At 36.5% G+C, this 12,369-nt stretch carries 12 protein-coding genes and 1 pseudogene; 4 read left to right on the plus strand and 9 right to left on the minus strand.

Going from position 1 to position 12,369, the window contains the following annotated elements; genetic code table 11:
- The first annotated feature begins 182 nt into the window (after nucleotides 1–182).
- Complete coding sequence (locus JM83_RS08540; RefSeq protein WP_144961184.1) at nucleotides 183–1,202, plus strand: glycoside hydrolase family 113; 1,020 nt, start codon at nucleotides 183–185, stop codon at nucleotides 1,200–1,202.
- On the opposite strand, the gene JM83_RS19770 is transcribed toward JM83_RS08540, so the two are convergent.
- The 9 genes and pseudogenes from JM83_RS19770 to JM83_RS08575 all read right to left on the minus strand — a co-directional run bounded on the left by JM83_RS19770 (nucleotide 1,192) and on the right by JM83_RS08575 (nucleotide 7,681).
- Nucleotides 1,192–1,536, minus strand: a complete 345-nt coding sequence (locus tag JM83_RS19770) for a hypothetical protein (protein ID WP_409994694.1) — start codon at nucleotides 1,534–1,536, stop codon at nucleotides 1,192–1,194. The genes JM83_RS08540 and JM83_RS19770 overlap by 11 nt on opposite strands.
- Before the next feature lie 48 nt (nucleotides 1,537–1,584).
- Nucleotides 1,585–1,755: pseudogene (locus JM83_RS19775) on the minus strand (hypothetical protein); the annotation flags it as partial.
- A complete protein-coding gene (locus JM83_RS19140; protein ID WP_186435064.1) occupies nucleotides 1,730–2,263 on the minus strand; it encodes a DUF547 domain-containing protein in 534 nt (177 codons plus the stop codon). The pseudogene JM83_RS19775 and the gene JM83_RS19140, both read right to left, overlap by 26 nt.
- Nucleotides 2,264–2,840: 577 nt before the next feature.
- Nucleotides 2,841–3,809: an arsenosugar biosynthesis arsenite methyltransferase ArsM gene (arsM, locus tag JM83_RS08550; RefSeq protein ID WP_144961186.1), complete on the minus strand. Its 969-nt coding sequence runs from the start codon at nucleotides 3,807–3,809 to the stop codon at nucleotides 2,841–2,843.
- A gap of 63 nt (nucleotides 3,810–3,872) precedes the next feature.
- Entirely contained in the window at nucleotides 3,873–4,685 is an 813-nt protein-coding gene (locus JM83_RS08555) for a purine-nucleoside phosphorylase (RefSeq protein WP_144961188.1), read from the minus strand.
- A 3-nt stretch (nucleotides 4,686–4,688) separates the two neighbouring features.
- A complete protein-coding gene (locus tag JM83_RS08560) occupies nucleotides 4,689–5,294 on the minus strand; it encodes a TIGR04282 family arsenosugar biosynthesis glycosyltransferase (RefSeq protein ID WP_186434972.1) in 606 nt (201 codons plus the stop codon).
- Nucleotides 5,295–5,603: 309 nt separating this feature from the next.
- The gene (locus JM83_RS08565) at nucleotides 5,604–6,110 is read right to left on the minus strand and encodes a rhodanese-like domain-containing protein (RefSeq protein ID WP_144961192.1); all 507 of its coding nucleotides are present in this window, start codon (nucleotides 6,108–6,110) and stop codon (nucleotides 5,604–5,606) included.
- An 11-nt stretch (nucleotides 6,111–6,121) separates the two neighbouring features.
- Complete coding sequence (gene arsS, locus JM83_RS08570; RefSeq protein WP_144961194.1) at nucleotides 6,122–7,180, minus strand: arsenosugar biosynthesis radical SAM (seleno)protein ArsS; 1,059 nt, start codon at nucleotides 7,178–7,180, stop codon at nucleotides 6,122–6,124.
- Nucleotides 7,181–7,345: 165 nt separating this feature from the next.
- Nucleotides 7,346–7,681, minus strand: coding sequence for an arsenosugar biosynthesis-associated peroxidase-like protein (locus JM83_RS08575; RefSeq protein WP_010229886.1), 336 nt, complete (start codon nucleotides 7,679–7,681; stop codon nucleotides 7,346–7,348).
- Nucleotides 7,682–8,417: 736 nt separating this feature from the next.
- On the opposite strand from JM83_RS08575, the gene JM83_RS08580 reads away from it, so the two are divergent.
- From JM83_RS08580 to JM83_RS08590, 3 genes are all read left to right on the plus strand, one after another.
- Nucleotides 8,418–9,437 carry a helix-turn-helix domain-containing protein gene (locus JM83_RS08580; RefSeq protein WP_144961196.1) on the plus strand — a complete coding sequence of 340 codons (1,020 nt, stop codon included), beginning with the start codon at nucleotides 8,418–8,420 and terminating at the stop codon, nucleotides 9,435–9,437.
- Nucleotides 9,438–9,587: 150 nt separating this feature from the next.
- Complete coding sequence (locus JM83_RS08585; RefSeq protein ID WP_144961198.1) at nucleotides 9,588–11,942, plus strand: PAS domain S-box protein; 2,355 nt, start codon at nucleotides 9,588–9,590, stop codon at nucleotides 11,940–11,942.
- Nucleotides 11,939–12,328, plus strand: a complete 390-nt coding sequence (locus JM83_RS08590; protein ID WP_144961200.1) for a response regulator — start codon at nucleotides 11,939–11,941, stop codon at nucleotides 12,326–12,328. Before JM83_RS08585 ends, JM83_RS08590 begins: the two co-directional genes overlap by 4 nt.
- Nucleotides 12,329–12,369: the final 41 nt, after the last annotated feature.

Consider the following 12,369-nt stretch of genomic DNA (forward strand, 5'->3'; position numbering starts at 1 on the left):
GAATTCGTGGCAATAACCAGAGAACCAATAAAACGCCGAACAATGCTGAACTGGTCTCAAAACCTTAAAAACCTGGAAATAAATTACCTTTAATAGAATTTTAAACACGTCAATTTCCTACGCTCAGGGTGACAATACAGCTATAGGATAAAAACGTAAATTCAAGAAAACTTTTAAGACCCATGCCGCAAAACTTTTCTTTTCTAATTCTCTTATTGTACGTGGTTACTTCCTGTCAAGGTCAAAAAGCGCAGGAAAAAATAAACGGAATAAGTTTAGTGGCTTCCCGAGAACCAATTTCAGCTTCCCACATTAAACCCATTTTAGATGTAAATGCCAATGCGGTGGCAGTAATGCCATTTGGATTTATGGAAAGCCTTGCCAGTCCAGATCTTAAGTTCAATACAGATCGTCAATGGCAAGGCGAACGTTTGGAAGGCGTGAGGGAAACTACACAATTACTGCATTCTCAGGGCTTAAAAGTGATGATAAAACCACAAATCTGGATTTGGAAAGGGGAATTTACCGGGAATATAAAAATGGCTTCTGAAGAAGATTGGAAGAAATTCGAATCCAACTATGAAGAATTTATAATGCTGTACGCGAAAATGGCTGCTGAAGAAAATGCAGCACTATTTTGCCTGGGCACAGAATTGTATGGATTCGCAAATGAGAGAAGGGAATTCTGGGAGCAACTAATCACCAAAGTTAGAAAGATCTATAAAGGGAAACTCACCTATGCCGAAAATTGGGACAAGGTTGAAAAAGTTAAGTTTTGGACCCAATTGGACTTTATTGGTGTTGACGCCTATTTCCCATTAAGTGAAGGAAAATCCCCAAATATTGAAGAATTAAGGGCTTCCTGGAAACCTCATAAAACTCGATTAAGAGCGCTGTCCAATAAATATGATAGAAAGGTCTTGTTTACTGAATATGGCTATAGAAACACCGATTATGCCACTAAGCAGCCTTGGGATTCCTCAAGAAAAGAAACTTCTTTGAATTACGATCTACAATCGAATGCCTTGATGGCGCTATACCGGGAATTCTGGAGGGAAGAGTGGTTCTCTGGAGGGTTTTTGTGGAAATGGTTCCATAAGCATGAACAGGCAGGAGGAATGGAAAACAATCAATTTACACCACAGAATAAACCGGCTCTAAAAGTGGTAAAAGGTTTTTATGGAGAAACGATCAGGGATTGATCCTGCGCTTATAATATTGGTGCAGTTCTTCAGGCGAAGCCCCCATTGATCTTTTTAAATAAATAGAGGAAAAGCAAAATTGCAATTTCCAAACCCCTACTTCTTCGTATTTTCTCGCGGAAGTGGTAATGAACTTTGGAATTACTTTAAATTCCTTTTGTTTATAGAGTCTGCCAATAAATTCATTGTCCTCGTAAACCACATATGTTTCATTATAACCACCCAGCTCCTCAAATAAGTTTTTCGTGATAAATAAGGATTGGTCTCCACCCCTGCAAGCTTTATGATTGAATTTCGTGAACCAGCCCATTAAATTGAGCCACCAGTGATCCATATCAAACTTCATTTGAAAACAGCCGGCTTTATTACCAGCATTTATTTCGTTCAGAATTAATTGATCAAAATTGGGTGGAGGGAAACTATCTGCATGTAAAAAATAAAGAACCTCAAATCTTGCATTTTTCGCCCCTGTGTTTATTTGTATTGCCCTTCCTTTTTCAGAAGACTTTTGTTCGTTTAAACCCCAATTATAGTCCTTGTAAGCAACTGCTATTTTTTACATTAGAATATGTATTGATGTAACCTAAGAGAGTTTTACCGTCTTCAGTAAAGTCTTTTTTACCCCAGTCGAAAATAGTCACGATATCTTTGGTCCAATTTGCGTCGATATCTTTTATGCTTTTTGTGGGATAATTGGTTAAAATGAGCGCTACCGTATACGCATTATAAATATTGAAATAATAAGCCAACTGTTCTTGAACAGACCAGTCTTTTGTTGGTTTCATTACTGAAAGTTTGGAGAGATGAGCATTCCATTGCTCCCTATCTTGCATAAAACCTTTATAATCTACAAGACCCACATTGGAAACGTGTTTTTTAAGCAAGCTGTTCCATTCGCTGTGATCTACATTTACTTCAGAATTTGCTATTGTAGAAGCTAATTCTTTTGGAGCTTCGTTAGCTGGCAAACCTTTGCTCGAAAACCCTGCCGAAGAAATTAAATTACAACTGCTTAAAAACAATGCAGCAAGTATTGCTACATATAAAGGTTGTTTTTTCATAAAGTCTTGTATATTAAACCGATTGTTCGTTTCTGTACTAGTTATTACTTTCAACTACCAAACTTCAAGTTTTTTGTCATGCTGAACTCGTTTCAGCATCCCATGAAATCAGGATTAGACCCTGAAACAAGTTACCATTGACGGATTTTTATTTATTTGTGAATCCAAGACCCTGAAACCAGTTCAGGGTGACGATGCGGAACTGTCGTCATGCTGAACTTGTTTCAGCATCCCATCAGCTTATATAAAAATACGTCCGTTTCCTACGCTATATATTTTTTTTATTACGGGTCTCAGGGTGACGAGATGACCAATGTTGTTTTTATTCAGGCATTTCGATAAGCTTAGTATAACAAGAATAATAAAATGTCATTCCACCTTGAAAGCTTTCGGGAAGAGGAATATATTTAAAACCAAAGATTCTTCACTCCAATTCATTGTGTTCAGAATGATAATTAATAGAGTGATGTCAGCCCGACGTCTGGAGGGATCTCCGGTAAGGATAATTATATTCCATAGAGATTCTTCAATCCACTTCGTTCCTTTCAGAATAACAAAAAAAGGATGGCAAACTATTCTAACAACATCCGCCCCCATCATAGTGGAAGGTGGACTCGCTAAAGTAAATGTCTTTTCTCCCCAGCTCTTGTAACTGGGCAGCGGTTTTATCGCAAATTGCCAAAGGCTGGTTTTTAAGCAAGACATGCCCCTTTTTATCATCAAAAAAAGGTTGATCCCCATAATAGATCGCGGCTTTTCCGGTAAAAATACATGGCCCGTCTTCCGGCATGGGATCTTTAATGGCTGCAACTTCAATGGATTCTATATAGATCAATTCTTCTGTTGGATAATTTTTGGGATCTAAAATCCTGTATGGTTTACGAGCCCTAATTTCTATGGTTCCAAAACCAGCATCGGTAAGTGCTTTTACATATTCGGCAATTGGTAAGCTTCCGCTTAAACATAAGGCCCTCAACCTGTCGTCGTTTCTTAATTCCTCGTTCATCGGTTGCTCGCAGGTAGGGTCGCTCATTACCAATTTCCCATGTGGCTTCAATACCCGGTACATTTCCTCAATAGCGTTTTTAAGATCTTCAGCCTTAAAAATATTGAACAAACAGTTTTGCGCCGCAACATCCACCGTATTGTCTTCCACAGGTAAATTAAGGGCATCTCCTTTTTTAAGCGTTACAAATTCACTTTTAAACCAAGGGTTAACAGCTTCGGCTTCTATAAAGTTTTTGCGGGAAGCTTCCAACATTTCATCTACCATATCGATCCCAATAACTCCGCCTTTTTCACGGTTGAAATATGCGAATTGAAGCAGTTCCATCCCGCCGCCAACACCTACATAAAGCATTTTTGGATTGTTGGAAAGATCCCTGGCGTGCACGGTACTGCCACAGCCATAGTTCATCTCCTGCATGATCTTGGGAATTTTAAGACCGGGCAATTCCCAAATTGGATTGGTCGTGCAGCACAACCCAACATCCGGGGTTAGGGCTGCATCTTTATAAACATCGTAGGTAGTATCGAGATAACTCATTTTTCTTTTTATTAGGGTGGCTCTATGTGCTAAGTAGAACTAAACGTAAAATAATTACAACACTTAGATAATTTTAATCAATTCTTTGAACAACAAGATCATATCTGGTTCTGCTTTTTCGGCCATTGCGATGATCTCACTTATATCTACGGGCTTTAGGTCGTCCGGGTTTCCTTCATCTGTAATTACTGAAATAGCGGATACTGGAAGGTTTAAATGCTTTGCCACAATTACTTCTGGTATCGTGCTCATTCCCACGGCATCGGCTCCAATTATCCTTAGGTAACGGTATTCTGCCCTGGTTTCCAGTTGTGGACCAAGCACTGAAGCATACACGCCTTTATTCAATTTAATGGAATGCTCTTTCGCAATTTTTTCCAATGCCGAGTTCATTTCAAGGTCATAGGGATCACACATATCTATAAAACGTTCCCCTAGTTTTTCTACGCCTTTAAATGCCAACGGAGAGCCACCCAGCAAATTAATATGATCCACTATCAACATAAGTTCTCCATTTTTAAAGTCGAGGTTTGTAGCGCCTGCCGCATTGGAAACCAATAATTTTCGGATCCCTAGTTCTTTCATGACCCTTACCGGATATGTTACCTCTTCTGGGGCATAGCCTTCATATAGGTGAAACCGGCCTTGCATTACAATTACCTTCTTCCCTTCCAAGTTTCCGAAGATCAATTTTCCTTTATGGAATTCTACGGTGGCGGTTGGAAAATGAGGGATCTCATTGTAGCTAACTTCAGCCAAAACCTCTATCTCACTAGGGAAGTTACTTAATCCGGTTCCTAAAATCACCCCTATTTCGGGAGCATTAAAACCTTTGTCTTTTAAATAATTTGAAGTTTCTTGTATTTTATTTATCATATTCTATAGAAAAAATTGTTGAAAAGCTTTGTGTTCTTTGATGTCGCTATAATAGTCCACATCATTTTTTACCTCTAAAATAGCTATATTTTCTCGATCTATATCTTGTAGCGTAGCTTTTAATACGCTTTGGGTTCCCCATTCCTTATTTGCAAATATAGCAGGCTCCAATTTACGCATTCCCAATAAATAATAACCACCATCTTCTGCCGGTCCTATCACAAAATCTTTAGCATCCAGTTCTTTAAATGCATCCATTAATTCTTTGGAATTGATATCGTACATGTCGCTTCCAATAATTATAATATTGGAATAGCCATTTTTAAACCCTTCGATAAATGCATTTTTCATTCTATCTCCAAGATCTTCTCCTACTTGTTGCTTTTTTTGGTATATGGAGGCATCCCAAATATCGTTTTCACGGATTGTTTCTGAATAATGAACTTCCTTGGTAATTGGCAGCGATGAAGTAACTGCAACCGTATGATCCAATAGGAATTTATAAATATCCAATGCGGTTTGATCTCCAAGATCTTTGGCCAGTCTGGTTTTAACTTTGCCCAGCTCAGGATTTCGGGTAAAAATGAGAAGTAAATTTCTTGGTTTCAATTTTATAAAATTTTAAAGAATTAATGTAGAGCCGCTTTCTTGAAATATAGTTGTTTCGTCACCCTGAGACCTGTGATAAAAAAAATTATCTAGCGTAGGGAATTGACGTCCTTTTCATATAAGCTTATGAGATGCTGAAACAAGTTCAGCATGACGACAATTCCGCATCGTCACCCTGAACTGGTTTCAGGGTCTTGGATTCACAAATAAATAAAAATCCGTCAATGGTAGTTTATTTCAGGGTCTAATTTGTTGTATTGGTTATTAGTGTTGAGAGATTCTGAAACAAGTTCAGAATGACGTTCTTTATCATTTGTAAACCTTTTCGCCTTTGGTTAAATATTTTGACCAATGCTTCGAAAAAGCATGGACCTTTTGGGTTTCTTTATTGGAAGCATCGTATACGCTATAGCCTTTGTTCTTCCATTCAAAAATTCCGCCGTAGAGATTCTGTATGTTGGTGTATCCTGCGTGCTTCAGTTTTTCTGAAATATTCCCGGAGCGTATCCCCAAAGAGCAATACACCACTATTGCAGCGTTTTTATCCTTGATTTTTGAAGTAACATTAGCTACCGAAAAATTATGGTATCCCACAAAAATGGAATTTTTAAGGTGGCTCACTTCAAACTCTTCCATTTCCCGGGAATCCAAAATATAAACTTCTTCATTTTCACTTTGCATTTTTAATCCTTCCACAGAAATATAAGGAATACTGTGGGAGTTATATTTAGATAATAATTTATCCAAAGGTTCTTGGGCCACAAGGGAGCTTAGGTTAAAAAGAAAAAATAGTAAAAAAGTGTGCTTTAGGCTCATTTAACTTGAGATTATGCTACTGTTCCTTGGCAACTACTTCCCGCACCTGCCGTACAACCATAACAATGTTGGGAAACAATGATTTTTCTATCATTTAACAGGTCTTCATTATAGTTGCTAATATGTTGAACTTTACTCGCGACTTTTAGATCCAGCATCTGGTTGAAATCACAATCGTACAACCATCCATCCCAACTAATGGAAATGGTATTGGTGCACATTACGTTTTCCACAGCGGTAGGATTGTAGGCTTCAACAAGGGCATACATATAATCTTCATAATTTTCTGAAGCAATTAGATATTCCAAGAACCTGCTTATAGGAAGGTTTGTAATTGCAAATAAACTATTGAAATCTATATTAAAATCCTCTTTTAACGCCACTTTAAAATCTTGCTCCAAGGCTTGTTGATTTGTGGGAAGAAAAGCACCTGATGGGTTGTAGACCAAGTCCAACTTTAAGCCGGTCCCTTCTTGAGCATATCCAACAGCGTTAAGCATTTGCAGTGCTTTAATGGATTTATCGAAAACACCATTACCCCGTTGTTTATCTGTTTTTTCCCTTTTATAAAAAGGAAGGGAAGACGCAACATGGATTCTATGTTTTTTGAAAAATTCTGGGAGATCATGATATTTCTTGTTCGCTAAAATAATGGTAAGGTTGGAGCGCACAATAAAATCCTTGATCCCGGCTTTTGACGCTTCTTCTACGAACCAACGAAAATTCGGGTTCATCTCTGGAGCTCCACCTGTAAGATCTAAAGTGTGGGCGCCGGTATTTCTAATTACTTCAAGGCATTGTTCCATGGTTTCCATGGTCATGATCTCTTTACGATCGGGGCCTGCATCTACATGGCAGTGGGAACATACTTGATTGCACATATACCCTAAATTCAATTGGAGAATTTCGAGTTTTTTAGGTTTTAAGGGGAAATGATCTGTTTCGGCGATTTTATCTTTAAACAAGGGTAATTTCCCCTTTTTGAAGATCCCATTGCTCAAAAATTCCAATTGGTTGGCGGGGCTCGAAAGATCGTCTTTTCTTGCTGCCAATGATTTTAATAAAGCCATATGTTTTTTTAATCCCTCATTGAGGGTTTAATTCCCGAGGCTTGCCTCGAATTTTTAAAAATATTTTCCAATATATACCTCGTGGGCTTGCCCCGAGGTTCTTGATTTCAGTATTATAAAAAAGTAAACTGGTAAAATTAATTAATATGCTGTACGCTCAGCATATTACATGCTTAGTTTATCATATTTATTCATCATTTGCACTCCGTGCACTAGGGTAGCACCACTTTTAATTGCAGCCCCAACGTGTACAGCTTCCATCATTTCTTCTTTATCTATCCCTTTTTGCAGTCCATCCTTGGTGTATGCATCTATACAATAAGGACATTGTACCACATGGGAAACTGCCAATGCGATTAGAGACTTTTCACGTGCGGAAAGCGCGCCTTCTTCAAAAACTTTTCCATAATAATCGAAAAATTTGGAGCCCAATTCTTCGTTCCATTCGGTAATATTTCCAAATTTTCTTAAATCGGCGGGGTCATAATAGGTTTTAGACATAATTATCTTTTATAGCATGTTTCTTTTATCGTAAAATCTACGAAATACTTACGTGTTTAAAGCAATTTTGGTTTTAAGGAAATGGGATTGGGATTTTATGGCTGCCCTAATCATTATAATTAATCGTGAAATAACCGTTATGGCAATTTTTAAACTGAATTAATTTGAAGCCTCTGTTTGTCCAATCATTTATAAAAGGGATTTCGCTTAAAACTTGCGCAACAAGATATCTAAAAAAATAGAGTATAAAAATATTTGGGAAAATAAGATTGCGAACCCATTAGGGCTGGTAATAAACATCGAATGGCGGGAAAAGATTTAGTTATTTTTACGAATAAAGAAAATTGTAAGAAAAACCACAAGCAAAATTTCCATAGCCAATAAAATAAGTATAACATCCATAGCAGCAATTTTAACTTAAAAGTTTCGCGGGGAGCTAAATAGAATCTTTTAGAGAAAACAAATTTGATGATATTTTGGCAAAAATAGTACCGTTATTAAAGAAATCCTTAACACGAATACGACGATTCTTAACTAAAATTAACAACTTAGTGTTTTAGACTAATAATTATTTCAATAACGTTATACGCATTTATGTTGCGGTTATTTACTATTATGATTGTATTATCTGTTTGGTTAACTTATTTTTGGTAGTGTTTTAAAGACTTGATTTCCCGGCAGGAAAGTTAAAGTTTATGTAAAACTAGTTTTGAAGCTTATAACAGAAATTTTGTTTATGAAAATTGCAGTTAAGACATTGCCCGTTAATGAAATTATTCAGGATATTTCAGAATATTTAAACGTACCTCTTGATAATGATGGCGGAGAACAAATATTAAAAATCCCAAATGAATTGGGGGAAGGAACTATAAATGCTTCGAATTTTGATTCTGGGATTGGGGTGATCTCCTATAATTGCAAATTTTATGAGGATGTGGAAATTCATTTTACTTTAAATAGTATTCATCCTTTAAAATTCATTTTTTGTTCTGAAGGATCTGTTTCACACTCTTTTCAGGATTCTGAAGAAATGAATAAAATTGAAGCTTATCAAAATATTGTAGTTTCCAGTAGTGGTTATAATGGCCATGTACTATACTTTAAAGCAAATGTGCAAACCCATGTTTCTAGCTTGGAAATAATTCGCGCTACTTTTTCTCACAGATCAAACTATAATTTTCAGGACCTGGACGATACTTTAAAGGCCCTTTTTAAAGATGAGGTTTCTAAAAATCAATTTTTCTACCAAGGGAATTATAGCATGAAGGCAGCCGATTTAATGGATGAAATGAACAATAAGGAGCACACAGGATTTTTAAGGTCCCTTTTCTTAGAAGGCAAGTCCTTCCAGATGCTGGTGGTTCAAATTGCGCAATATCAAGATGATGAGGCTGAAGACAAACTGCCTAAAATATTAAGAAAATCCGATATTCAAAAGGTAGATTATGTTGCCAAAAGAATTGCAGGGGATTTAAGCAGTAATTTAACGGTGGAGAATTTGGCTAAGGAAGCGGGTACCAATGTTAACAAACTTCAAGAAGGTTTTAAGTATGTGTACGAGCTAACCGTGAATAAATATATTCAAAATATTAAGTTGGAAGCAGCTAAAGACATGTTGATGAATTCTGACAAAAATATTTCAGAGATTGTGCTTGCCATTGGGTTAAATAATAGAAGTTATTTTTCTAAGATCTTTAAAGAAAAGTATGGAGTAAACCCTAAATATTTCTTGAAATCCTTAAAAAGTGATGCCTAAATAGGCCAGGTTGGGAAGGCACATGTCTATTAATCAATTATAATTAACATTTTTACACTTAAATTATATATATTTAATATATAATTAACAATTATATGCCCAAATCATATATTTAAAAATAAATAAACTTCAACCTATATCTCCCCCAAAATGAGCCGTAAAAAAGGTTCTAAATTACCCAAAAACCCTCTTTTTTCACGTCCAATTTGGGCAGGAATATTTTCGTTTGTATTTCTTTTTTTAGTGGGATCCTATCTGCTTTATCAGAGATATCAAATCATTAAAGAGACCGAAGAACGGGGGATGGTAAATGTAATCAACCTTTTAGAGCAGAACCTCAATAGTTCATTAAAGGATAGTTATTCTGTTGCCCTAAGTATGGGCCTATTAATAGATGATAAAGGCAATATCACAAATTTTGAAGAAAACGTTCCGCTTTTATTGGAACAACATCCCGTAATAGATGCCGTACAATTAGTTCCTGGCGGTGTAATACAAAAAGTATATCCTTATAAAAGGAACAAGGCGGTTTTAGGCTATGATATTTTACAGGATCCTAAAACACGGAATGAGGCGCTTAAGGCGATAGAGGCTAGAAAAATGTATTTTGCTGGTCCTTTAGATTTAAAACAAGGGGGTACTGCGGTTATTGGTCGACTTCCGGTTTTTAAAAATAGTAAATTTTGGGGTTTTTCTGCGGTAATTATAAAACTTGAAAGTTTATTGGAACAAGCTCAACTGGAAAAGCTGGCGGGGGATAAATACTTGTTTCAATTCTCCAAAATTGATCCTGAAACCAAAAAAGAACAATTTTTCCTTAAGAACGATCTGGATATAGAATATAACATTGCAGAAACCATTGTTCTACCAGATGGGGATTGGAAATTTTATATAGCACTCAATAATCCTAAAGAAGCATTTTATGAGTTGATCCCACTTACTTTTTTTATACTTCTAATTGCAACTTGGTTAAGTTGGATGGTTGTTCTTTTATTTAAACAACCTGCCAGACTTCAAGCTTTGGTAAATTCTCAGGCCAGCGAATTGGCTACGAGCGAATTAAAATTCCGAAGTATTTTCAGCCAAGCCGCCATTGGGATGGTGCGCGTGGAAACAGCCACTGGCAAATTTTTGGAAACCAATAAGCGATTTGAAGAACTTTCGGGCTATACCCATGCAGAATTGAGGAACATGAATTTTAAAGATATTTCAGATCCCTCTGAAATTGATGAAAATATTTCTTTAATGCAACAGCTTCTAAATGGGAAGCTTCGTGAGTATAGTTTGAAAAAACGTTTAATTCAGAAAAACGGAAATTTTTTGTGGATCAACCTTTCTGTTTCCCCATTGTGGAAAAAAGGATCTACAACTACTGCCCATATTGCGCTTATTGAAGATATTACAGAAACGGTTTTAGCACAGGAAGAACTCACGCACAAAGAAAAAAGATATCGTGCACTTGTAGAAAATGGAGCAGAAGTGTTGACCATTTTTTCTAAAGAAGGAAAGGCGATTTATACTTCTCCATCCAGTGAAAAGCTTTCGGGGTATTCTGAAGCTGAAATTAAATCCCTTAATTTAGGATCATTGGTTCACCCGGAAGATTTTAAGGTTTTTCAGCAACAAATACATACAGCTATTCAAAATCCCAAGCAGCCTATTGTGGGCAATCCGGTAAGGTTGATCAATAAGATGGGGGAATGGCGCTGGGCCGAATCTACCATAACAAGTTTATTGGAGGATCCCAACATTAATGGAATTGTGGGAAACTTTAGGGATGTGAGCGAGAAAAAAGAGGCGGAGATCAATTTAAATAAATCCTATCAAATGGTAATGGAACAAAATAGGAGGCTCTTGAATTTTTCCTACATAGTGTCCCACAATTTAAGGTCGCACTCCAGCAATATTCAGGCAATTTTAAGCCTATATAACACTACAGATATTGAAGACGAAAAGAGCAATTATATAGAGTTGCTTTCTAAAGTTGGAAATGCATTGAACCTAACTTTGGATGATCTTAATGAAGTGGTTTCCATAGGGACAAATTTGGATTTAAAAGTGGAACCTTTAAATGTCAATGTCTTTTTAGATAAAACGATAGAATTGTTGGAAGTACAGATTAACAGGAAAGCTGCTATTATTAGAAGGGATGTCCCAGATGAAATGGTGATAGATTTTAATCCCGCATATTTAGAAAGTGTGCTCTTGAACTTTCTTACCAATGCACTTAGGTTTAGAGAACCTGAAAGAAAATTGGAAATATCAATTAAAGGAACACGAGAAAATGGGGCATGGATCCTCTTTGTCAAGGATAATGGGATAGGTATAGATATGGAGTGCCATGGAGATAAGCTTTTTGGGCTGTACAAAACTTTTACAACTGCTCCCAACTCTCGCGGAATAGGTTTGTTTATTACTAGAAATCAGATAAATGCCATGGGTGGTGAAATTTTTGTTGAAAGTAAGGTTGGGGTGGGCACCACCTTTAAAGTGTGTTTTAAATGAAAAAAGATATTTGCATAATAGATGACGATAAGATCTATCAGCTTATTATAAAAAAAGTGGTAGAACGTACTTCAGAGTTTGATTCTATGTGTTTTTATGATGATGGGATTGAGGCTATTGAGATATTCAAGTCGCCTGAATATGTACTGCCGGAAATCATTCTTCTGGACATTAATATGCCCCAAATGGATGGATGGCAATTTTTGGACAATTTAATTGCGCTCAGGCCAAATTTTCATCTTCAAACCATTATTTATATAGTTACTTCTTCCATTGCACATTCAGATAGGGACAAGGCCGAATCTTACAAAGAGGTCTCAGGTTTTTTGAGCAAACCTTTAAGCGTGGAGAAATTAAAGGAAATCGCTGTCAAGCATAGAAAATAGGTTTCTAAGCTTAGACTTACTACTGTTTTTCAGCAATAATT

This window comes from Gillisia sp. Hel_I_86, from assembly GCF_007827275.1.
Taxonomy (GTDB): Bacteria; Bacteroidota; Bacteroidia; order Flavobacteriales; family Flavobacteriaceae; genus Gillisia.

Excerpts from the sequence above, each read along its gene's own strand:
- JM83_RS08540 (WP_144961184.1), top strand. The coding sequence starts at position 183 with ATGCCGCAAAACTTTTCTTTTCTAATTCTCTTATTGTACGTGGTTACT.
- JM83_RS19770 (WP_409994694.1), bottom strand. The coding sequence starts at position 1,536 with ATGGATCACTGGTGGCTCAATTTAATGGGCTGGTTCACGAAATTCAAT.
- JM83_RS19140 (WP_186435064.1), bottom strand. The coding sequence starts at position 2,263 with ATGAAAAAACAACCTTTATATGTAGCAATACTTGCTGCATTGTTTTTA.
- arsM (WP_144961186.1), bottom strand. The coding sequence starts at position 3,809 with ATGAGTTATCTCGATACTACCTACGATGTTTATAAAGATGCAGCCCTA.
- JM83_RS08555 (WP_144961188.1), bottom strand. The coding sequence starts at position 4,685 with ATGATAAATAAAATACAAGAAACTTCAAATTATTTAAAAGACAAAGGT.
- JM83_RS08565 (WP_144961192.1), bottom strand. The coding sequence starts at position 6,110 with ATGAGCCTAAAGCACACTTTTTTACTATTTTTTCTTTTTAACCTAAGC.
- arsS (WP_144961194.1), bottom strand. The coding sequence starts at position 7,180 with ATGGCTTTATTAAAATCATTGGCAGCAAGAAAAGACGATCTTTCGAGC.
- JM83_RS08575 (WP_010229886.1), bottom strand. The coding sequence starts at position 7,681 with ATGTCTAAAACCTATTATGACCCCGCCGATTTAAGAAAATTTGGAAAT.
- JM83_RS08580 (WP_144961196.1), top strand. The coding sequence starts at position 8,418 with ATGAAAATTGCAGTTAAGACATTGCCCGTTAATGAAATTATTCAGGAT.
- JM83_RS08585 (WP_144961198.1), top strand. The coding sequence starts at position 9,588 with ATGAGCCGTAAAAAAGGTTCTAAATTACCCAAAAACCCTCTTTTTTCA.
- JM83_RS08590 (WP_144961200.1), top strand. The coding sequence starts at position 11,939 with ATGAAAAAAGATATTTGCATAATAGATGACGATAAGATCTATCAGCTT.